Origin of the sequence: Mesomycoplasma molare (genome assembly GCF_024918955.1) — a bacterium.
GTDB lineage: Bacteria > Bacillota_I > Bacilli_A > Mycoplasmatales > Metamycoplasmataceae > Mesomycoplasma_A > Mesomycoplasma_A molare.
This window is the reverse complement of sequence record NZ_CP103423.1, coordinates 114,959-137,694: the sequence shown is the minus strand read 5'-3', so window position 1 is coordinate 137,694 and position 22,736 is coordinate 114,959. Positions and strand designations below refer to the sequence as shown.

General features: G+C 26.1%; 23 protein-coding genes. 10 read left to right on the top strand and 13 right to left on the bottom strand.

The window, feature by feature from the left end:
• Window positions 1–108: 108 nt before the first annotated feature.
• The 9 genes from NX772_RS00755 to NX772_RS00715 are packed head-to-tail and all read left to right on the top strand — an operon-like array spanning window position 109 to window position 7,309.
• Window positions 109–1,164, top strand: a complete 1,056-nt coding sequence (locus NX772_RS00755) for a phospho-furanose lactonase (RefSeq protein WP_027123156.1) — start codon at window positions 109–111, stop codon at window positions 1,162–1,164.
• Window positions 1,165–1,176: 12 nt separating this feature from the next.
• Window positions 1,177–2,925, top strand: a complete 1,749-nt coding sequence (locus tag NX772_RS00750; protein ID WP_027123157.1) for a PTS ascorbate transporter subunit IIC — start codon at window positions 1,177–1,179, stop codon at window positions 2,923–2,925.
• A 59-nt stretch (window positions 2,926–2,984) separates the two neighbouring features.
• Window positions 2,985–3,278 (top strand): PTS sugar transporter subunit IIB, encoded by a 294-nt coding sequence (locus NX772_RS00745; protein WP_027123158.1) that lies wholly within the window; start codon window positions 2,985–2,987, stop codon window positions 3,276–3,278.
• 2 nt (window positions 3,279–3,280) lie between these two features.
• Window positions 3,281–3,760, top strand: coding sequence for a PTS sugar transporter subunit IIA (locus tag NX772_RS00740; RefSeq protein WP_211246858.1), 480 nt, complete (start codon window positions 3,281–3,283; stop codon window positions 3,758–3,760).
• 10 nt (window positions 3,761–3,770) lie between these two features.
• On the top strand, window positions 3,771–4,427 hold the full coding sequence (locus NX772_RS00735; RefSeq protein ID WP_027123160.1) for a 3-keto-L-gulonate-6-phosphate decarboxylase UlaD: 657 nt from the start codon (window positions 3,771–3,773) through the stop codon (window positions 4,425–4,427).
• The gene (locus tag NX772_RS00730) at window positions 4,402–5,277 is read left to right on the top strand and encodes an L-ribulose-5-phosphate 3-epimerase (protein WP_027123161.1); all 876 of its coding nucleotides are present in this window, start codon (window positions 4,402–4,404) and stop codon (window positions 5,275–5,277) included. Before NX772_RS00735 ends, NX772_RS00730 begins: the two co-directional genes overlap by 26 nt.
• Before the next feature lie 43 nt (window positions 5,278–5,320).
• On the top strand, window positions 5,321–5,983 hold the full coding sequence (locus tag NX772_RS00725) for an L-ribulose-5-phosphate 4-epimerase (protein ID WP_084477564.1): 663 nt from the start codon (window positions 5,321–5,323) through the stop codon (window positions 5,981–5,983).
• Window positions 5,967–6,833 (top strand): Cof-type HAD-IIB family hydrolase, encoded by an 867-nt coding sequence (locus NX772_RS00720; protein ID WP_027123163.1) that lies wholly within the window; start codon window positions 5,967–5,969, stop codon window positions 6,831–6,833. The genes NX772_RS00725 and NX772_RS00720 overlap by 17 nt, the downstream gene beginning before the upstream one ends.
• A 2-nt stretch (window positions 6,834–6,835) precedes the next feature.
• The gene (locus NX772_RS00715; RefSeq protein WP_027123164.1) at window positions 6,836–7,309 is read left to right on the top strand and encodes an MPN499 family protein; all 474 of its coding nucleotides are present in this window, start codon (window positions 6,836–6,838) and stop codon (window positions 7,307–7,309) included.
• 41 nt (window positions 7,310–7,350) lie between these two features.
• Here the strand turns inward: NX772_RS00715 and NX772_RS00710 are convergent, their stop codons facing one another.
• The 9 genes from NX772_RS00710 to NX772_RS00670 form a co-directional block, all read right to left on the bottom strand.
• The gene (locus NX772_RS00710) at window positions 7,351–11,643 is read right to left on the bottom strand and encodes a PolC-type DNA polymerase III (protein ID WP_027123165.1); all 4,293 of its coding nucleotides are present in this window, start codon (window positions 11,641–11,643) and stop codon (window positions 7,351–7,353) included.
• Between the two features lie 204 nt (window positions 11,644–11,847).
• A complete protein-coding gene (locus NX772_RS00705; protein ID WP_051542123.1) occupies window positions 11,848–13,221 on the bottom strand; it encodes an APC family permease in 1,374 nt (457 codons plus the stop codon).
• An 87-nt stretch (window positions 13,222–13,308) separates the two neighbouring features.
• The gene (locus tag NX772_RS00700) at window positions 13,309–13,977 is read right to left on the bottom strand and encodes a ribonuclease HIII (RefSeq protein ID WP_036449996.1); all 669 of its coding nucleotides are present in this window, start codon (window positions 13,975–13,977) and stop codon (window positions 13,309–13,311) included.
• On the bottom strand, window positions 13,977–14,894 hold the full coding sequence (locus NX772_RS00695; protein WP_027123168.1) for a Cof-type HAD-IIB family hydrolase: 918 nt from the start codon (window positions 14,892–14,894) through the stop codon (window positions 13,977–13,979). The genes NX772_RS00700 and NX772_RS00695 overlap by 1 nt, the downstream gene beginning before the upstream one ends.
• A 17-nt stretch (window positions 14,895–14,911) precedes the next feature.
• Window positions 14,912–15,835: a phosphatidate cytidylyltransferase gene (locus tag NX772_RS00690; protein ID WP_051542125.1), complete on the bottom strand. Its 924-nt coding sequence runs from the start codon at window positions 15,833–15,835 to the stop codon at window positions 14,912–14,914.
• A 4-nt stretch (window positions 15,836–15,839) separates the two neighbouring features.
• Window positions 15,840–16,391, bottom strand: coding sequence for a ribosome recycling factor (frr, locus tag NX772_RS00685; protein WP_027123169.1), 552 nt, complete (start codon window positions 16,389–16,391; stop codon window positions 15,840–15,842).
• Window positions 16,391–17,110: a UMP kinase gene (gene pyrH, locus NX772_RS00680; protein WP_084477561.1), complete on the bottom strand. Its 720-nt coding sequence runs from the start codon at window positions 17,108–17,110 to the stop codon at window positions 16,391–16,393. The genes frr and pyrH overlap by 1 nt, the downstream gene beginning before the upstream one ends.
• A 150-nt stretch (window positions 17,111–17,260) precedes the next feature.
• Window positions 17,261–17,704, bottom strand: coding sequence for a ribose 5-phosphate isomerase B (gene rpiB / locus NX772_RS00675; RefSeq protein ID WP_027123171.1), 444 nt, complete (start codon window positions 17,702–17,704; stop codon window positions 17,261–17,263).
• Window positions 17,705–17,708: 4 nt separating this feature from the next.
• Window positions 17,709–18,173 (bottom strand): Sua5/YciO/YrdC/YwlC family protein, encoded by a 465-nt coding sequence (locus NX772_RS00670; RefSeq protein ID WP_036449999.1) that lies wholly within the window; start codon window positions 18,171–18,173, stop codon window positions 17,709–17,711.
• 101 nt (window positions 18,174–18,274) lie between these two features.
• Between NX772_RS00670 and NX772_RS00665 the strand changes: the two genes are divergently transcribed.
• A complete protein-coding gene (locus NX772_RS00665) occupies window positions 18,275–19,213 on the top strand; it encodes an L-lactate dehydrogenase (RefSeq protein ID WP_027123173.1) in 939 nt (312 codons plus the stop codon).
• A gap of 80 nt (window positions 19,214–19,293) precedes the next feature.
• Here NX772_RS00665 and NX772_RS00660 read toward each other — a convergent pair whose 3' ends face one another.
• The 4 genes from NX772_RS00660 to NX772_RS00645 all read right to left on the bottom strand — a co-directional run bounded on the left by NX772_RS00660 (window position 19,294) and on the right by NX772_RS00645 (window position 22,730).
• Window positions 19,294–20,196: an SPFH domain-containing protein gene (locus NX772_RS00660; RefSeq protein ID WP_027123174.1), complete on the bottom strand. Its 903-nt coding sequence runs from the start codon at window positions 20,194–20,196 to the stop codon at window positions 19,294–19,296.
• On the bottom strand, window positions 20,197–20,688 hold the full coding sequence (locus NX772_RS00655; protein ID WP_027123175.1) for an NfeD family protein: 492 nt from the start codon (window positions 20,686–20,688) through the stop codon (window positions 20,197–20,199).
• 81 nt (window positions 20,689–20,769) lie between these two features.
• On the bottom strand, window positions 20,770–21,090 hold the full coding sequence (gene hinT / locus NX772_RS00650; protein WP_027123176.1) for a histidine triad protein HinT: 321 nt from the start codon (window positions 21,088–21,090) through the stop codon (window positions 20,770–20,772).
• 8 nt (window positions 21,091–21,098) lie between these two features.
• A complete protein-coding gene (locus tag NX772_RS00645; RefSeq protein WP_027123177.1) occupies window positions 21,099–22,730 on the bottom strand; it encodes a HinT-interacting membrane complex lipoprotein P60 in 1,632 nt (543 codons plus the stop codon).
• Window positions 22,731–22,736: the final 6 nt, after the last annotated feature.

Here is a 22,736-nt window from a genome sequence, read left to right as displayed (position 1 = left end):
ATAGTGTTTTTTCCTATTTTAAAAATAATTATTGAATTTTTTATAATAATTTTGGCTTTTATTGAATTTTTATAGTAAAATGATTTATGTATAAAAATTGGAGGAAATATGAAAAAATTTGCTAGAACAGTTTTAGGAGATATAGATCCTAAAGAACTAGGAGTTGTTGATTGTCACGATCACCTTATTAAAAATTATGGACCTGAAGCTCATGAACATCCTGACTTTGTTATGATGTCTGTAGATGCAGCGTTGAAAGAAATGGACGAATTTATTGCTAAAGGTGGGAAAACTATGGTAACAATGGATCCGCCTAATGTTGGTAGAGATGTATATAAAATGTTAGAAATCGCTGAAAAATTAAAAGGGAAAGCTAATATTATTATGTCAACCGGTTTTCACAAAGCAGCATTTTATGATAAAGGTGCTTCATGATTATCTCTTGCACCTATAGATGATATTGTAGAAATGGTAAAAGCCGAAATTGAAATTGGTATGGATGAAATGAACTACAGTGGACCTGTGGTTAAAAGATCAAAATCAAAAGCTGGAATTATTAAAGCTGGAACAGGATACGCAGCAATTGATAGATTAGAATTGAAATCATTAGAAGTGGCTGCAAGATCAAGTATTGAAACAGGAGCACCTATTTTAGTTCATACACAATTAGGAACTATGGCGTATGAAGCGGCACAACACTTAATTGATTTTGGTGCAAATCCAAGAAAAATTCAATTATCACATTTAAATAAAAACCCAGATAAATACTATTATGAAAAAATAATTAAAGAACTAGGTGTAACACTTTGCTTTGATGGACCAGATAGAGTTAAATATTATACAGATGCAACTTTAGCTGAAAATATTAAATATTTAGTAGACAAAGGTTATCAAAAACACATTACTATGGCTTTAGATGCAGGGAGAATTCTTTATCAAAGACATTATGGTATTGAAAAAGGGAAACAAACATTCGGTTTAGGTTATCTATTTGATAGATTTATTCCTTTATTAAAACAAGTTGGTGTAAGCGAAGAAGCCATTCAAGACATTCTTGTAAATAACCCAAGAGAAATATTGACTTTTGATGAAAAAAGAAAATACGATATTTCAAAAGTTAACCCTCGTGTGTTAGAACTTAAAAAAGAGTTGAATGTAAAATAAAAAAGAGGAAAAATGATTGAACAATTAAATAAAAAGAAAAAACTTAGTTTAATTGTTGGATGAGCAATTTTTGTTTTAATTAATTTAATAGTTATTTTAACTACTCTTATGGTTAAAACAGCAAATCCTAATTCAGGTATCGAACCTTGAAGCGGAAAAGCGTTTTTAAATGCATTTCTTTTCTTATTAAACAAAGTTTACTTAGATAACTTTCTAAAACAACCTGCAATCTTATTAGGTTTACTAACTTTTATTGGATATTTAATTTTAGGAAGAGGATTAAGACAATCTATAATAGGACTGTTAAAAACAATGATCGGATTTCTATTATTAACAATAGGTTCAGGTACATTGGTTGGTCTAGCAAGACCTGTATTTAATGGAATTAGTAAATTGGGAGGAAGTGTTGTACCTTTAGATCCTTATTTTTCTCTCGCTAGCGGAACTTCATTCTTTTCTGTAGCTAAAGAAACTATAGGATTTAGTAGTGATTATACTTCAATAATTTCTTATGCATTTCTATTAGGTTTTTTTGTAAACATTTTAATGGTTGCAGCTAAAAAAATAACCAATACAAATAGTTTAATGATAACAGGTCATGTTATGTTACAACAAGCCGCTGTGGTAGCAACAATATTCTATGCAATTTTATTTAGAGACATGAGAGTATTTGATGGTACTATCTCAGCTGGTGAACAAATTGGTCTTATTGCAATTTCAGGAGTATTTTTAGGTGTATATTGAGCAACTGCTTCTACAGCTACAATAAAAGGAACAAATCAAGTAACACAAAATGCAGGATTTGCAATAGGACATCAACAAATGCTTGCAATAGCTGCTACATATAAATTAGGTAGATTTTTCGGAAATAAAGAAGATTCAGCTGAAAATAAAAAATTACCTAATTATTTGAAAATATTTGAAGACAATATTTTTACACAAACAGTTATTATTTTAGTTCTATTTGCAATATTATTTATAATTCTTCTATTTGTTGATTCTTCTAAAGTAATAGAAAAAGATTTAATCAAATTCACAACACAATACGCTGTTTGAAACACCACATTTGGTGGGGCTAATTTTGTACTTAATATCTTTGGTGGTTCTTTAAAAATAGTTGCTGCATTATTAGCTATAATAACAGGGGTAAGAATGTTTATAACAGAATTGCAACAATCATTCCACGGAATTAGTGAAAAACTTATCCCTGGAGCAGTTGTTGCAGTAGACGTTGCTGCAGTTTATGGATTTTCTATTAACTCTGTAACATTCGGATTTATCTCAGGAGTTATAGGGCAATTTATTGCTGTTGGGTTAATAATCGCAATTTCTAGAATACCTGGAAATAACTTTGTATATATAACTGTCCCATTATTTATAACTTTATTTTTCAACTCAGGTTCACTTGGAGTGTATGCAAATGCAAGTGGTGGTTGAAAAGCCGCAATGCTTTTACCTGGTATTATCGGTTTCTTAGAAGTTATAATAATTTCGTTTGCTACAAAAGCAGTTTCAGCAGGATTCGATAATTCTGCACTAGTATCACCTGTAGCTACTGGTTTCATAGGAATGGCTGACTGAAACTTATTCTTCGGTGCATTAATGTGAATTTCTTCATATAACTATATATTAGCTTGAATACTAGTAATTACTTCAATTTTCGGATTACTAGCGCTTGGATTAATTGTTGATAATGGTTCTCAAACAAAACAAACATTTTTACAAAAAATTTTCAACATTAAACCTAAATTAATAAACTAAAGCTAATTTTAAAAGTTAGCAAATGCTAACTTTTTTTAAAAATAAAGGGAGTATACAAAATGGAAAATCAAACACTTAAAATTGTTGCCGCTTGTGGAAACGGGATGGGAACAAGCATGATAATTAAATTAAAAGTACAAAAAATAACAAAAGAATTAGGAATTAGTGCGAATGTAGAAGCTTTATCTATGGGACAATCTGTAGGATTAACTAATTCTGTCGATATTATTATTTCTTCTAAACATCTTTCAGATCAGTTTAATCATGATCAAAAAGCTAAAATTGTTGGTGTTACAAATTTAATGGATGAAAATGAAATTAAAGAAGCTTTAAAAAGTGCTCTAGGAATATAATAATGCAAAAAATAAATTTATTAGAAATTTTAAAAAAACATAATACTATAAACTTAAATTTAAATGCTAAGGATTGAAAAGAAGCAGTTTATCTTTCAATAAAGCCTTTAATTGATAAAAAATTAGTAGAAGAAAAATACTTTCATGCAGTCATAGAAAGTACTCAAAAGCACGGGCCTTACTATATAATTGCGGATAATTTAGCTATGCCGCATGCTCAAAGTGATGCCGGGGTTAACGAAAATTGTTTTTCTTTAATAACTTTAAATGAACCAGTATATTTTGATTCAGATGAAAGACCTGTAAGAATTTTAATAGCTTTAGCTGCTACAAGCGCAGAAGTACACACTTCTGAAGCTTTACCACAAATTGTAGCAGTATTTGAAGAAGAAAGTAATTTAAATGCAATTATGAATGCAAAAACCAATCAAGAAGTATTTGATATTATTTCAAAAATAGATTTTCAAAAATATTTAATATAGAAAGGAAAAAATGGCACTACCATTATTACAAATAGCTTTAGATAATTTAACTATAGAAGATGCAATTACTTCAGCTAAAAAAGCAGCAAAATACATAGATGTAATAGAAGTGGGTACTATTTTACTTGCATCGGAAGGAAAAAAGGCTATAAAAGCCCTTAAAGATGCCTTTCCGGATAAAATAATTGTTGCGGATGGAAAAATTGCTGATGCAGGAAAAGTATTTGCAAAAATGTTTTATGACAATGGGGCTGATTTTACTACAGCAATATGTGCTGCAGAAAACGCAACAATGCAAGATTTAGTAAACTTTTCAAAAGAATATTCTCCAAGCAAAGAATTACAAGTAGAAATGACAACAAATTTTAGTTGAGAACAAGTAGAATCTTGAAAAAAATCAGGGGTTCCACAAGTTGTTTGACATAGAGCCAGAGATGCGCAAGCAGCAGGTGTAAAATGAGGGCAAAAAGACATAGAGATAGTTAAAAAACTCGCTAATATGGGATTTAAAGTAACTGTAACTGGAGGTGTAGAAGTAGAAGATATAAAATTATTTAAAGATATTCCTATTTTTATATTTATTGCCGGAAGATCAATAAGAGACGCAGCAGATCCTGAACTAGCTGCAAAGGAATTTAAAGATGAATTTAAAAAATATTGAAAATAAGACTAGATTTTTAGGTATTTATGAAAAAGCTATAAATAATAAGTTTTCTTGAGAAGAAAAAATAGACATAGCAAAAAAAGCCGGATACGATTTTATTGAATTTAGCGTTGATGAATCTGATGAAAGACTTGCAAGATTAGATTGAAGTGATGAAACTATAAATTCTCTAAGAATGCTTCTTATAAAAAAAGATTTTTATTTTAATTCAATGTGTTTAAGTGCACATAGAAAATTTCCTTTTGGCTCTAAAAATCCAGAAACTAGAGCAAAAGCTTTAGAAATAATGGAAAAAGCTTTAATTCTTGCTAAAAAATTAGGAATAAGAATAATTCAAATCGCCGCATATGATGTTTACTACGAAAAATCAAATTCAAAAACAAAAGAATATTTTATTAAAGGCATGAATAAATGTGCAGAACTAGCGCAAAAATATAGTATTAGTTTAGCTTTTGAAACTATGGATACACCATTTGCTGGAACTATATCAAAATGCTTGTCTTTTTTAAAAAATATAAATTATCCTAATTTTTATATTTACCCTGACTTAGGAAATCTAAATCAATTTACAAAAGATATTGCAAATGAAATTTATTTAGGAAGAGAAAAAATTGTTGCCTTTCATTTTAAAGATACAACTAAAAATAAATTTAAAGAAGTGGAATGAGGAAAAGGAAGCGTAAATTTTGTTAAATCATTAAGAGAAGTCAAAAAAAATAAATTAAATGTTCCTTTTTTAATTGAAATGTGATCAAAAAATGACCCTAATGAAAATATAGAAAATAATATTAAACTATTAAAAGAAGCTAAAGAATTTTACTTACAACAATGAAAGAGAGCTAAAGGTGAATAAAGAAGAAATTATTGCATTAAAAAGAGAAGTATATGAAGCCAATATGCTTCTTTATAAGTATAAATTAGCTATACATACTTGAGGAAATGTTTCAGGAATAACAAAAGATAGAAAATATATGGTTATAAAACCTTCTGGAGTTAGTTATGAAAGTATGACGGTTGATGATATGGTTATAGTTGATATGGACAATAATGTAATTGATTCTGAATTAAACCCTTCTAGTGATACGCCTACACATACTCTTTTATATAAAGCTAATGATAATATAAATGGTATAGTTCATACACACTCTCCTTTTGCTGTCGGTTTTGCCCAGGCAGGAAAAGAAATTCCGTGTTTTGGAACTACACATGCTGATAATTTTTATGGTTCAGTTCCTTGTACAAGAGAATTAACTGACCAAGAAATTAACGGGGAGTACGAACACAACACAGGATTAGTAATAATAGAACACTACCAAAAAAATAATATTAGTTTTGAATCTACAAGTGCAACTTTAGTAAAAGAGCATGGGCCATTTGTTTGATCAACTAAAAATCCTAAAGATGCTGTAAATTTAGCTCTAACATTAGAAGAAGTTGCTAAAATGGCCATAAACACTTTAATTATAGACCCTCACAAAAAACAAGCTAATAAAACATTACAAGATAAACACCATTTTAGAAAGCACGGACCAAACGCTTATTATGGACAAAAAAAATAATTTAATATTTGAAAATATTTTTTTTGACTTAGACGGCACTCTTTTAAACAATAATAAAGAAATTCTTTCTAGTAGCTTAGACATAATTAAAGATATGCAACAACAAGGAAAAAAAATTTCTATAGCAACAGGTAGACCATACTATTTTGCTAAAGAAGAGCATAACTTAATAAAAGCTGATTTTCCTTTAATAAGTTGCAACGGTTCTTTAATTTATGATTTTAAAAATGAAAAAATTTTATTTCAAAATCCAATAAACAAAGAAGCTAGTCAACAAGTTTTTGATTTACTTATAAAAAATAAAATCACTTTTTTGGTATATACAACTAAACAAATGTTTGGTTTTTACCATTTTTCTAATAGTTTCCCTAAATGATTTTCTTGATTAACTGACAGTATTCAAAAAAGAAAAAAAGAAAACCGGTTTGAAGTAAATTTTAATGAATATGCACATAATAAATTAAATGATTTTAAAATTCAAGATCATGATATTATAAAATTTTTAATAATTAAAAGTGATTCAAACCTAAAAGACATAGAAAATATTGAAAAAAACTTATTAGAAATTGATAAGATATATGTATTACGTTCTCAAAAAAATGTAATAGATATTATGCCACTAAATTCTTCTAAAGGTGAAGGTTTAAAAAAACTTGCAGAAATTTTTAATATAAACTTAGATAAATCTATAGTTTTTGGAGATGAAGAAAATGATATTTCAATGTTTCAAGTCGTTAAATATTCAGTAGCTATGGGTCAATCAAAAGAAAAAATAAAAGTTAGCGCAACGCATCAAACTAAAAGTAATGATGAAGATGGTATTTACTATTTTTTAAAAAATTATAAATAATTATGAAACAAAAAGATATAGACAAAGTTAAAGTTAATAAAACCGAAAATGGTTATTGATTAGTTCCTTCCATAACTAATATTTTCACCAGAAAATCCAGCAACTATGCTATAAAATTTTCTCCTACATTAGAAGAATTGATTACAAAAAATAATTTTCAATATAAAAACATCAGATTTTCTTTCAATGGTGATAAAAACTTTTATATTTTTAATAAATTAATGAAAATAAAAGGTTTAAGCATTAACATTCAAGAAAGTCAAGTAAAAAAAATGTCTAAAAAAGACTTTATCGATTTTGAAGTAGTAAATAATTTAATTATTAGACTTAATTATAAAAGTATAAAAAACATTTACTTTGGAAATATTTTCTTTGTAGATAAAGAATTTTTCCGAAATTTTTACATAAATAATAAAAAAGAAGAAAATCAAAAAATAATTATTGAATGAACTAATTTTGGCTTTAATTTACTATAATTTTAATTTAAAAAAACTAGCTTTTATGCTAGTTTTTCTTTTTAAAATAATGTTTTTTGATCTGTTTCGTTTAAATGATTTAAAATTCCTAAATCTTTAATTTTTTTCAATATGGTTTTATTTAAAGAGGTTCTATTTTTTAAATCTTCAATAGAAGAAAAGTTCCCTTCTGCTCTTGCTGTTTCTATAGATGTTGCTACAGCCTCTCCTAATCCGTCTATTGTTATAAAAGGTGGAATTAAAGTTTTGTTAGAGTGATCTAATATCCATTGAGTCGCCTTTGATTTCATGATATCAATATTGGAAATACTAAAACCACGCGCATACATTTCTTCAGCTATTGATAAAATAGGGATTAAAGATTTTTCTTTTGCGCTTAACTGTGATTCTTTATTTTTAGCAAATTCTCTAGCTTTTAATTCTCTGATCTTTTCCGTTATGCTATCTTTTCCAGCCACTAATGTTTCTATATCACTAAAATCAGCTCTTGTTGTGAAATATGTTGCATAATAAGCTAATGGATGATAAAGTTTAAAATAAGCAATTCTTCAAGCCATAATAACATACGCTGTCGCATGAGCTTTCGGAAATAAATAACGTATTTTTTTCAAAGAATCAATATATCAATCAGGTACATTATGTGAAGTTAATAAGGTTTCTTCTTCTTTTGTTATTGATTTACCCTTTCTAACTTGTTCCATGATTTTAAAAGACTTTAATGGTTCGATTCCTTTTTGTATTAAAAATCCCATTATATTATCCCTACAAGAAACCACATCTTTGAAGTTTAAATTATTATTAACTATTAAGTCTTCTGCATTTCCTTTTCATACAGCTTCACCATGAGATAAACCAGAGATAACTACTAAATCAGCAAAACTTTTAACAGTAGCTGTTTTAAGCATTTGTCTAACAAAATTTGTTCCAAATTCTGGAATACCCATAGCACCTGTTGTTTCTCCAGAAATATCTTCTGGAGTTATACCCAAGGCCTCTGTTGATGAAAATAAAGAAATTATTTTAGGATCAGATTTAGGAATATCTTGAGCCTTAATATTTGTTAAAGTTTCAAGCATTTTAATTGCTGTAGGATCATCGTGTCCTAATAAATCAAGTTTTAATACATTGTCATGAATAGAATGAAAATCAAAATGAGTAGTTTTTCAAGAAGAAGAATCATTATTAGCTGGAAAATTTATAGGTGTAAAATCTTCTATTTCAAATTCCTTTGGAATAATTATTATCCCCCCCGGGTGTTGACCCGTTGTTCTTTTAACACCTTCAGCTTTATGAGCTAAAAATTCCATAAAATTCGATGAATAGTTTCCTAATCCTCTTTCGATTTGATCTCTAAGATATCCAAAAACAGTTTTTTCTTTATTAGTAGAAATGGTGCCAGCTCTAAATGTATGTTCCTCGCCAAAAACATCTCTAACTTCTTTATGTATAATATTTTGATAATCTCCTGAAAAGTTTAAATCAATATCAGGAACTTTATCTGCATCAAAACCTAAAAAAGTTTCAAAAGGAATATTATGCCCATCTTTATCTAGGGGGATTTTACAGTTTTCACATTCTTTATCTTCTAAATCAAAGCCAGACAAGTATTCTTCATCTTCAAAAAACTCAGAATATTTACATTGCTTACAAATATAATGAGGTTTTAGAGGATTTACTTCGGTAATACCAGCCATTGTTGCAACTAAAGAAGAACCAACCGATCCACGAGAGCCAACTAAATAACCATCATTTAAAGATTTAGCAACCAATTTATGACTTATTCAATAAATAACATCAAATCCATGTTTTAATATAGGATTTAATTCTTTTTCTATTCTCTCTTTAACAATTTTAGGTAAAACTTCTCCGTATTTTTCTTTTGCAGTTTTATAAACAAGTTTTTCCAAATTTTCTCTAGAATTATCAAAAATAGGAGCGTATAACTTGTCTTTTATAACCTCAATATATTCAAATTCTGAAGCTATTTTATTACTATTTGTAACCACAACTTCTTTTATTAAATTAAAATCGCCTAAAAAAGAAAATTCCTTATACATTTCTTCTGTAGTTAAAAAGTTTTGTAAAGGATATTTTGGGTTTTTATCTTCATAATCAAAAAGATAATGTCTTACTCCACCTAATCCTTTAGCATTAATATATATTTCATGTAATGTTTTTTGATTTTCTTCAATATATCTACAATCAGAAACAGCAACAACTGGAATATTTTTTTTCTTTGCTAAATTAACTAAATTTATTAATCCTTTTTTAATATCTTCTTCTAATATTTTTTCTCTACGAATTCAGTGAATAAAATCTCTAATAGGCGGAATAAAAACTACATCGTATTTTTCTATTTCCTGTTCGATAATTTCATTAGTTGAATAAAAAGCTTTTTGTATTAATATCGAATTTAGCGTTCCGCTTGCAATTAATAAATTTTCACTTTTTTGAAATTTATCAAAAAATATTTTTGGAGCATTATAAAAAGTTTCCGTTGATGATTTAGAAATTATTTTAAATAACTCTTTTAAACCTTCCTGATTTTTAGCATAAATAACTACTTCATTACTAAATTTTTTACTATGCAATTTATCGTCTTCATAATCGCGTAAATCAAAAGTAGTTTTAATATTTTTATTTTCTAATTCTAATAAATAATTCAATCAAACTTTAGCTAAAACATCCGCATCATAATCTGCTCTATGCGCTATTGTCGGGTCATAATTTATACCTGCTCTAGTTGCAATGTTTTCCATTCTAAATCTTTTAGCTTCTGGAGATAAAATTCAAGAAACAACTAGAGTATCAATAGTCATGATATTTAATTTAGGTAAACCAAAAAAATTTATTTTTTCATTTACAAAGCCGATATCAAAATTCGAATTATGTGCAACAGCTATTGAATTTTTTAAAATATCATATATTTTTTTAATTCCTTCTTCTTGAGAAATTGCATTTTCCACATCTTTTTCTGTAATTTTAGTAAGTTCTATTATTTTTCTTGGTAAAGGTTTGGTAGGCTTAATAAAAAACTGATGACTATTTATAACTTTTCCATTTTCTATCACTACACAACCAAACTCAATTATTTCATTATAAATGGGAGAAAATCCGGTAGTTTCTAAGTCGAACACAATATATCTTGCATTTTTTAATTCTATATTTTTTATAGGATTTAAAATGGCATTATTATTATATTCTATTGCCTTGAAAGTAGTACCATAAATGGCTTTTATTCCATGTTTTTTTGCTTCATGAAATAAATCTGGAAAAGCCTGCGCCGAATCTAAATCGGCTATACCTAAAGAAGTGTGTTTTAATCTGGCTATTTCTTCTATATATTCTTTAGCTGAAGAGATTCCATCCATTGCACTCATGTTTGTTCTGGCATAAAGTTCTACTCTTTTATTTGTTTCCAAATCTTGTCTTTGTATTTTATTAACTTCTATAAGTTCAACTTTTTTAGCCCTAATTATTTTAGATCTAGTATAGTCATCTTTTACACAATTTCCATAAACCGTAATATATTTTTTTGGTACAAATCCTTCTTGAATTTCTTTTTCTTCTAGTGTTTTAGCAAATATTTTTACTTTTATTGCTTCTTGATAATCTGTTATAGTCAAAGTAACTATTCATAAATCTGTTTTTGTTTTTTGAATATCTTTTTTAAAAATTTCTCCACTAACTGAAACGTTGTATTCTTCTGTTTCTAAAGCGTCTTTTATATTCATTTCAATATAGCTTTTAGATTTTTCATAAAAAGTAAAATCTTTTTTTTGAGAAGAAATGCTTTTAATAGTTTCTTCTTTTATAGTTTTTTCTCTTTTCTTTTCTAGTTGTATTAACTCTTCCCTTTTTTTATTAGTTTCTTTTTCTCATTCTTTATCTAAAATATATTCAATCTCAAAGTTAATAAAACCTCAATTTTGCATATAATTTTTTATTATATTATTATAAGAATCATCTTTTTCTAGTTCTGTATATATAAATATTTTATATATTCCTTCTTGTGAAAATTCAATTTTTCTGTTTTCTAATGGTCAAAAATTTGATGAAGCTAATAAGTATGCATACTCAAAATAATCTTTTACAAAATGTTGTTTTTTAGAGGTGTCAAAATAAGATATTTTTAAATCAAATTTGATATTTGCATTTCTTATTTTATAATAAAATTTTTTAAAAATATCTATAGGAATTAATTCTTGCAATAATAAAGATACCACAAAAAAACTATTTTTTTGAGATACTTCAATAACTTGCGCTCCAAGTAGTTCATTAGGAATTTGAAAATCTATTTCTTGACAAAATTTTTTAAAAGTTTGATCTAACATAATAAAATCATTATATATGAAAAAAGCATCTAACATATAAATTTTATTATTAATTTTTTAGATAATAAAATTTGATAATAGATGTAATAAAATCTTATTTATTTAGATTTGATTTCATTAAACAAAGCTTATATTTTTTTTATTTTACTGTCATATTAACTAAAAATTTAAATAAAAAAGTCGCTGTTCTAGCGACTATTAATTTTATATATATAATTGTTTTTTACCAGGTTTTTTATTAATTAAATATCATATTCATCAGATTATATATCCGATAAGCATTACTCCAACGTAACTAGGTAATAAAATGGCTGTTGATTTTGTATATTGTTCTCCTATTATAGGAGGAATAAAAGAACTCAAAATTACAAACCCTATTAACAAAATAGCTAATATATAAACTATTTCCTCTCATAAAGGCAATTTAAATTTCTTTTCTTTATGTGAAAGAGTAACAATAGTTATCAACGTAAATAAATATTGCATTAGAAAAACTATATTTCCCGCATTTAAAATTGAAACGAATTGATCTCTGACTTGTAATATTGAAGGTAAGATGGTAAAAATAATCATAGATATTAAAGCAAAAATAGTTGAAAATATAATTGCGTTTGTATATTCACCATTTTTTGATTTTTTAGCAAATTTACTTGGTATAAAACCATCTTCAGCTAAAGGAACTACAGTTCTTGCATAATAAATCATTGAGCTAATGGAAGAACTAGCTCTGTTGAAAAACAGACCAATAGTAAATAAAATTAACCCAACTAAACCAAATGTTCCTTTATAAATGGCTCCAAATTGTACCGAACTGTTTGAAGTTTTAAATGTATTAGGTTCTAAACCTAAATATATTAAGTAAAATACTAAATAGAAACTTAATACAATAATAAATATTAACATTAATATTTTTTTAAATCTTTTGGTTTCCACATCTGATGATAAACCAGCTAAACCCTCTCCCCCTGCAAAAGCATATATAAATGTTAATACAGAAGAAATAATTATTCCTAAAGTTACTTTTTCATTGTTCACGAAAGAATTAGAAAAATTAAAATTCATAAAGGAATAGTAAGTTACAATCGCTAAACCTAAAGCTATTGTTATTCATTTTATAATTGCTGCGAAAAATACAAATCATTTTGATAGTTTTAATCCTAATGCACTTATTATGATGAAAATCATAAAAATCGAAACTGAAGCAATTTGATATATTAATTGATTTCCTTTATCAAATTCAGATAGTAAAGTGGAAAAAAATAAAGGAGTAGTTGCAGAAAATAAAGGAACCTGAGCAAATTGGTTTCAACCCTGTAAAAATAAAAATCATTTATGTTTTTTAAATGTCTTTCTGGCATAAACATAAGTACCACCAACTTCGTTAGAAAAAAATTGACTCCCTCTAGCAAAAGCTAGCATCACGGCCATTGATATAAAGGCAGTTAATACAAATATTAACATACCTCATAGACCTTTGGCTATAACACCCGAAATAGTTGCTATAAAACCAAAACCAACTATATAATTTAAACCAAAAAGTACAAATTGTTTTTCGCTAAACTTATTTTTTAATAGCATTTTTTTCCTTTCATATTAATATGAGAAATATTATAGATTAAAAAGATATTTTTTATCAAAAAAATATTTTTTTGATATTTTTTTAAATTAAATTTCACTTTTTATATCATTAGTATTCTTAAAATGGAGTTTTGCCACTTTGTTTAAATTATCTATTCCATGCTTTTTTACAAATTCTAGTGCACAATTGTTTACGTTTTTTCCTGCACCTAATAAAAAATTAAAATTTCATTTTTTATTTTGTTCATCCATTTTAGAAATTAAAAAGTCTCTTGCTAAAATTGATGCACAAGCGACTTCTAAGAATTTATCTTCTGCTTTAGTTTCTAAAATTAAATTTGATTTTATTTTTTCTACCTGAAGTGAAGATGAATTTAATTTATCAATATATAACAATATAGATTTTTCTGTAGAAAATTGATCAATTATAGTATTATCCACTTTGTATTGTTTTTCTAATTTATTAATATTATGCAAATGCAATAGCATTTTTAATTCATTTCCGTTTAAAAAGTTGTTTAGTTTATTATATTGTTCTTGAGACAAAAAACTTAAAGAAAAAATCGTATTTTCTTTAAGTTTGTTTGCTAATTCCATTATTTTTTTATCTGATGTTATTTTTTTAGAATCTCTAATTCCTAAGTTATATAAAGTACTTTTGTTTTCTTCTGGTATGATAACAGCGCAAGCAATTAAAGGTGATAAATAATCACCAACTCCAGTTTCATCACAACCTATGTTTTTATATTTTACCATTATGTAATCTCTGCTTCACGATTATTTCTAGAGTGTCTAATTCTTTTGCTTTTTTCTTTTTCTTTGTTTGGATCTTTTAAGAATTTTTTAATATAGTGCCCTACTCCGCCTTCTTTATTAGTTTTCTTTAAAACTACAGTTGCAATTCTTTTTATTCTCGGTTCACTATTTCCCATAGCAACTGCTATATTAGTAACATGAAACATAGAAACATCATTATATCCATCACCAATACTAATAGTATTATCTATATCTATTCCGTAATATCTCATTAAAAGAGAAACCGCTTTTGCTTTATTAACACCAACTGAAGTTATATCAAATACCGGCGTTAACCCCTCACCTTTAGATCAAGAAGAAAATTCTCCTAAATCTCCATATCTTCTTTCTAAATAAGTTTTTAGAGCATAAACATCTGTTGTTTCTTTAACGTCAAAAACAATCCCTGTTGGTTTTAAAGGTATTTTATCCAATTTTAAACCCACAGTGAATTTTAAAGAATCGCTAAAACCAAACACTCTTTCTAGCGCTTCATCTCTTTTCTTCAATTGGACTCATCCTGGACCCTCTATCGCTATATTAGAAATTTCTTTTTTAACAACTTTATCACCTAAAATGTAAAGCATTTCATTTAAATTTAGATAGTGGATCTGTGGAATAAAAAATTCGTCCTTAGGATTGTGAATATGAGCTCCGTTATAATTACCTACGACTGTATTTAATCCCAGTTTTTCATATATGGGTTTTGTACTTCTTCAAGGTCTACCTGTTATTATACAAATGATATGCCCCTCTGCGACAGCTTGTTTAATTGCTTCTTCTGTATCTGGGTGCATTTCTCCTTTTGCTGAATTAGATAAAACAGTACCATCTAAATCTAAAGCAAAAAGGTATCTTTCTTTATTTTTTTTATTCATACTTTCTCCTTTTTTAATTAAAAAGTAAATAAAATTAATATGGGAATTAATGTAAATACTACAAGAAATGTTGAATCAAAACGATCCATTATTCCTCCATGTGAAGATAAAATATTTGAAAAATCTTTAATTTTTAAATATCTCTTTAAACTCGAAAATAATAAGTCTCCAAAAATAGAAGCAATAGGCAGAATTAAAGAAGATATTAAACAAAAATATAATTTATTAGGCATATCATTAAAAATATCTGTAAAATAAAAACACACAAATGTAAATAATGTAGAAAATATTGTTGATATGATTGCTCCCTCCCATGTCTTTTTAGGAGAAATATTTGGAGCAAGTTTTTTCTTAAAAATTTTATTTCCAAAAAACTTTCCACCCAATAAGCCAAAAATATCAGATATCGCAGCTATAAATCCGATTATAAAAATTGATCAAACATTAAAAACATTAAAGATGAATGAAAATTTACCAAACATCGGAATAAATAATAAGCTAATAAATATAAAAACTCAATCGATAATTTTCTTATTTTTATTATAGAATAAACTTATAACGAATAATAAAATGGCTAGAATAATAGAAAAAGCCAATATTTGGTAATTTAATTTAAATTGATTGACTAGTTCAGCTAAAGAATTATCTATTCCTTTATTAATCAAGTATTCAAAATTTTCAAAAGAAAGAAAATAAATTAAATTTGAAATTACAATTAAAAAAATATTTATGTAAATATTTAAATAAAAATTTTTTAATACTTCAAATGTAGCAAAGGAGCTTAGTAACATAAAAAAAAGCAAACCAGATATTCTTCCAAACTTTCCTAAATATTTTGTGATAAAAAAACTAGGAAACAAAATTAAAAATATAATTAAAATAACTATTGTTCTTTTAAAAAAATCATTTTTAAAAACTTTATTTATTTTATGCTTATTCATATTATTAAATTGTCATTAAATCTTTTTCTTTTTCATTTGCTATTTTATTTATAATATCTATTTTTTTATCTATTTGATTTTGAATATTTTCTAAAAATTTTTTAACTTCATCTTCTGTTAACTCTTCATCTTTTTTAACTTCTTTATTTATATCTTGTCTAACTAATCTAATTCCAACTTTAGCATCTTCAATTAATTTTGAAAGATTTTTTACCATTTCTTTTCTTCTTTCTGTTGTTAAAGGTGGAAAAGTTAATCTAATTTGGTGCCCTTCATTAGTTGTTTGAACTGATAGATTTTGTTCTAAAATTGCAGAATACATTTCTTTTACAATAGAAATATCAAAAGGTTTAATTAAAATTTGTTGAGCTTGCGGAACAGAAATAGAAGCTAATTGTTCAATAGGTGTTAAAGAGTCGTAATAATTAACTTTTATATATGAAACTAATTGCGGATTTGCTCTTCCGGTTGAAATTTTAGATAATTGCTTTTCAAAGTTATTAATAACTTTTGTTGATTTTTCTTCTAAGTCTAGTAAATATAAATCTAATTCCATTATTTAGTCACCTTTGTATGTTTTATTTCTCCCTTAATTGCTCTAATGATTGAATTTTCTTCGTTGATGTTAAAAACTATTAATTCAATATTGTTATCTTTAGCCATAGAAAATGAAGTTGAATCCATTACTTTTAAGTTTTTTTCTAAAATTTCATCATATGTTATTTTTTCGTACCATCTAGCGTTTGGATTGATATTAGGATCTGAATCATAAACACCTTCTACATTATTTTTACCAACTAAAATAACGTCTGCATGAATCTCTGAAGCAAATAGTGTTGAAGCGGTGTCGGTAGTAAAAAAAGGTCTACCTGTTCCACCAACAAAAATTATAATTTCTTTTTGATTTAAATATTTTTCTGTTTTTTCATTAATATAATATTCTGAAACTCTTTTATCAAAGTTTAAAGAAGATAAAACTCTAGCAGATAAACCTTCTTGCTCAAAACCTGATTGAAGAGCTAGTCCATTCATAACCGTTGCTAACATGCCAATATAATCTGCTCTATTTCTAGAAATTCCGTTTTTTTCTGCGGATGCACCTCTTCAAAAATTTCCCCCACCAACAACTATAGCTACTTCAATACCCATTGCAATTACTTCTTTTAATTGTTTAGCTATTTTTTTTACCATCTTATTATCAATCGATAATCTTTCTTCTTTATTCGCTAAACTTTCACCTGAAAGTTTTAATAAAATTCTTCTGTAATTCATTAACCACCTACTTAAATTATAATATTTAAATTTTATAACTTTTTTTAATTTTAAAAATAAAAAAATAAAGATAATAATCTTTATCTTACTTTGTATTAAAATTAAAAAGTTATTTCAAAAGAAAAATTATTTTAAATAAAAAATATTTTTAAATTATATTTCATCTAATTCATCAATCCTACTTTGATGTCTTCCACCCTCATATTCAGTTTCAAAATATTCATCAACCATTTTTTTAGCTTCTTCAAAAGTTGTGAATCTTCCGCTCATAGCAATTACGTTGGCATTATTGTGTAATTTTGCTAAATACGCATCATTTACGTTAGTAATTCTAGCTGCCCTTACTCCTTTAAATCTATTTAAAGCATAAGAAATACCTAAACCTGTTCCACAAAAAGCTATTCCTATATCCGCTTTTTTATCTTGAAGATGTTTACCTAATTTCTTTCCGAAAGTGGCATATGAAACTGACTCTGTAGAATTAAAAGGTCCTAAATCTTCTACTTCATAACCCTTTTCTCTTACATAATCAAATATTTGTTTTTTTAATTCATATCCTGCATGATCGCTTGCGAAAGCAATTTTAATTTTTTTCATAATTTTATCTTAACTCCTCCAAAGTTTCTACTCTTATAATTTTTGATGGTATATTAGAGCCGACACCAAAATTATAAACTTTTTTTATCATAAAAAATTTTTTTTTCGCTTCTTCTAAATCTAAAGATTTTTCTCCAGAAATATTTGCACTTGTTACTCAACAAGGACCTTCTTTTTCTAATAAATTCAATAAACCTTTTTGATTAGGCATTCTAAAACCTTGTTCATTAACTATTAATGTAGTATTACCTGGTCAATATTTTTTCGCCAATTCTTCTGCTTGCTGATTTCATTCTTCAAATTGTCTTGCTTGATTAATTGAAGAAACTAAAATTATTATTTTTTTTTCTAAATTTCTTTTTTTTATTTCATATAACAATTCAATTTTATTGCATTTTACTGGAATTCCTATCCCAACTAAAGTATCTGTAGTGGTTATAAAAAGATCATCGTATTTTTTTAAGTCCATAATATTAAAATTTTACTTAAAAAAAATATTTTTATTAATTATTTAATAAAGCATTATAATTAAATTAATAAATATTATATAAATAAAAAATAGGAGAGAAAATGAAAGCTACAAAAATTATTTTAGTAGGGGCAGGGGCTGTTGGTACATCATTTTTATATTCTGCAATTAATCAAGGTTTAGCTGCTAAATACGGAATTATTGATAAATTTGAAGGTCCAAGAGACGGAAATGTTTTAGATTTAGAAGATGCAATAGTACCTTCTGTTAAAAAATACGAAGTATTTGCTGCAAATTATGAAGATGCAAAAGATGCAGATATTGTTGTAGTAACAGCTGGTAGACCACAATTGCCAGGTGAAACAAGATTAGAAATGGTAAAAGAAAATTCTTTAATAATGAAAGATATTGCTCAAAAAATAAAGGCAAGCGGATTTAAAGGAATTACAATTATCGCTTCTAATCCAGTGGATGTTTTAACTTATGTATATTTAAAAGAAACAGGTTTTGACCACAAAAAAGTTATCGGTTCAGGAACAATTTTAGATACTTCTAGATTAAAACAATTATTATCTAAAAAAACAGGTGTTTCTACAAATAACATAGAAGCTTATGTAATTGGAGAACACGGGGATTCATCATTAGTAAACTATTCAACATTCAAAATAGCAGGGTTACCTTTTTCTAAATTCGAAGAAAAAGCAAAAGTAAATGCTGAAAATTATGAAAAAGAATTAGAAGAACCAGTATATAGAAAAGCTTATAAAATAATCGAAAGAAAAAGAGCTACATTTTACGGAATTGGAGCATGTTTAGCACAAATAGTTAGAACTATTCAAGAAGATGCAAATATTATTTTACCTTTAGGAGTATATCTAGAAAATAAATATAATGTATCAGATGTTGTAATAGGTGTGCCTGCCGTTTTAGGAGCTAAAGGAATAAAAGAAGTTATTGAATTGGAGCTTAATGAAAAAGAAAAATCTAAATTCCAAAACTCAGTTAACATTGTAAAAGACACAATTAAATCAGTGATGTAAAAACATTAAATAAACATAAAAACCAAGTATTCAAAATAAATACTTGGTTTTTATAAATAATTTTAATTGAAATTAAATTTTTATTTATTTTCTTTAAAAACTTCAGATGCAACACTCATAGTTCTAGCTACTTCATTTAAATTAGGGGGTAAAATTATTTTAGTTGCTTTTCCATCTGCCATTTTACCTAATTGTTCAATTGATTTAAAGGTTAATATTTCTTTATTTATTTTACTTTCACTTAAAAGTATTAAAGCTTGTTTTTGTCCTTCTGCTTCTAAAATTTCTTTTTCTTTTTTGGCTTCAGCTAGTAAAATTTGAGTCTCTTTTTCAGCTTTAGCTTTTAAAATTTGAGCGGCTTGTTCCCCTTCTGCTCTTAAAATAGAAGCTTGTTTTTGTCCTTCTGCTTCTAAAATATTAGCTCTTTTTTCCCTTTCAGCTCTCATTTGTTTTTCCATGGCGTCTTGGATATCTTTTGGAGGAGTTATGTTTTTAATTTCCACTCTATGAACTTTTAAACCTCAAGAATTTGATGCTTCATCTAAAATTAAGGTTAATTTTGAATTAATTGTGTCTCTAGAAGTTAATGTTTCATCTAATTCTAATTCACCTAATAAATTTCTTAAAGTAGTTGCAGATAAATTTTCAATTGCTCTCATTGCATTTTCTGCACCATAAACAAATTTTTCAGGTTCAATAATTTGTAAATAAATAACTGTATCTACTTTAATTCCCGCATTGTCTTTTGTTATTACATCTTGTTCTGGAAAATCCAAAACTTTTTCTTTGTAATTTTCTCTTTTAACAATTTTGTCAATAAATGGGACAATGAAATTTAAACCATTGTTTAATGTTTTTTTATATTTTCCCAATCTAGTTACAACAGCAAATTCTGATTGTTGAATTACTTTTATAGAAAATATCGATGATAGTATTAAGATAAATAATATTAATACAGCTAATATAATTAAAAATATTTGCATTTACTTTTCCTCATTTCTCTCTACAAATAATAAATTACCTTCAGTTTTTGAAATTTTTACTCATGTTCCTTTAGGTATAACACCTTCTCCACTTACAGATACTGTTCTATAAAATTTGCCTTCAATATCAATTTTACCATACTGTTTACCACCTTTTCCTGACTCAAAACTATCCTCTAATAAAATACCTGATTTATTTATTAAATAATCTAATAAATTACCATTTGCTATTTTAAATTTTGATAATTGTTTTTTAAAAAAGTTGTAACTAGAATAGTATAAGATAACTCAAACAACAATAAATACTATTATTTCTATAAAAAACATTCAAAAATAATAAGGACTTAATATTGAAATTAATAAAGAAGGAACGGAAGCGATAGAAGTTAAACCAAATCATATTCCGTTAGTTATTAATTCCGCGATAATAAAAGTAAGTATCACTAAAATCCAAAAACTAATAAAAGTAATTTGAAAATAATTTAAATTCACATTTTCTCCTCTCTAATCTAATTTTAACAAAGTTTGTAACTAATTAACTTTATTAATCTTTTTTAAAATAAATAATTAAATTTATTTTTCGCTAGGTATGATGTGAACATGTGTATGAAATACTTCTTGACCGGATTCTTTTTCATTATTAACTAGTAATTTAAAACCATTAACATTTAATTTTTTAATTTCTTCTAAAGCTAATTCTCTAGCTTTAGAAAATAAATATTGAAGATCATCTTCATTTATTGTTTTTAAATTTTTCGAATAATTTTTAGGAACGACTAAAAAGTGTCCTTTAGTTACTGGTTTTATATCTAAAAAGGCTATTACTTTCTCATCTTCATAAATGATATTTGCAGGTATTGTTCTATTAATTATTTTTAAAAATAAATCTTCCATTTTTTAACCTACTTTTTTTCTGTTATTAATAAATCATCTTTATATTCTATTTTATAACCTGCTTGATTATAAAATTTTTCTACTTCATTATATAGACTTTTTTTATCCGCTAAATAAAGAGAAAATGCTAAAATTTCCTTTTGACTATCGCTGTTTCAAGGGGTATTATTTAAAGAAAAGTATCTTTTATATGAAACAACATTATCTTTAGTTGTATCCACTATCTCATCATATATAGGAACAATTTTAGTTAAATATGTTGCTGAAATTTTTGTAAAATCATTATTTATAACTTTTACAAATGAAGGGAAATTTTGAATTTCTCTACCTTCTGATGCTATTTTAGGAGAATATGTATTTTCATTTCCATCTCAATTAATCTCAACAATATAAAATCTTGAAGATGGTGATTTAGAATCTTTTTCTGATGTTAATACCATTTTAGCAATAACATATGCTCTTTTTTGCAAACTTTCAGATTCAAAAGGTAATATGGAAGCTACTGAATAAGTTACTTCGCTATGTGAAGCTTGATTTTCAAATTCTAAATCATCTGCTGTTAATTGAAATTTATTTTTATTTTTATCAAATGAATCTTTTAATTTAATTGATAACTCTTTTTTACCTTTTCAATTATCTGCAGATTTTAAATCATTTTTAGAATAAATTATTCTTGTATTTTCATCAACAAAACCACTTTTTATGGAATATTCTCTCTTTAACTGGTAAATATCATAATTAAAGCTACCTTTTGCGTTGCTCCCTTGATTATATAAAATACCTTCATAAGACAGTAAATTTTCTAAATTAATATCATCGTTCGCATTTAAAAGTTCAAAGCTTTCTATTTTATTTGTAGTTTTAGCGTTTTTAAAACGTTCATCTATTAGCGAGTTAAAGGAATTTTCATCCTTTAATTCCAACAAGTTATATGAATTAATGTCATTTGCATCGCTAGATTCAAATTTTCAAACCTGTGCTACTTGTTTTTCTAAAAGTAAAGTTTTTAAGAAAAAATCTTTGGTTTTAGGATTTGTATTTTGAAATGCGTTTCTTTGTGCATAATTTGTGTTTTTTTCAGAAGAATAATTTTTGTATATTTCTGAATTAATAATATCTTGTTCTGAAGAATTTAATAAAAAGTTTTTAACTAATATCATTTTTAAAATATCATTTTTAATTTCTGAATAATTTAAACTAAATAATATTTTAAAACCTTTGTCAGTAAAAAGTTTATTAGGTCCTATTTCTTTTTGTAATTCTTCTAATTCCTTTGAGGAAAGTAAATTTTTAGAATTTAAATCGTTTACCATTTTAACAGTGAAAGATTTGTCTTTTTTTAGTTCTTGTTTTTGATAAAAATCGAAAGCTTTTTTAGTTTCTTTATAGTAAAAACCACTTTCATCTTCAAATGCTTTTCCTAAATCTGTATACGCTGTAAACAATTTAGAAGTTAAAATACTTTCTAAAAATTTGGTTTCTAAAAATTTTTTAGTTTTTTCCGATTTTAATAGTTCATCTTGCTTAATTTTTTCTGAGTTTTCAACATTAATCGAAGAACATGAAGTGATTGCATAACTTGTTAGCAAAATAGCAGGTGTTCCAATTAGTAAGCTACTTATTTTTTTCTTTTTAGCCATTTTTCT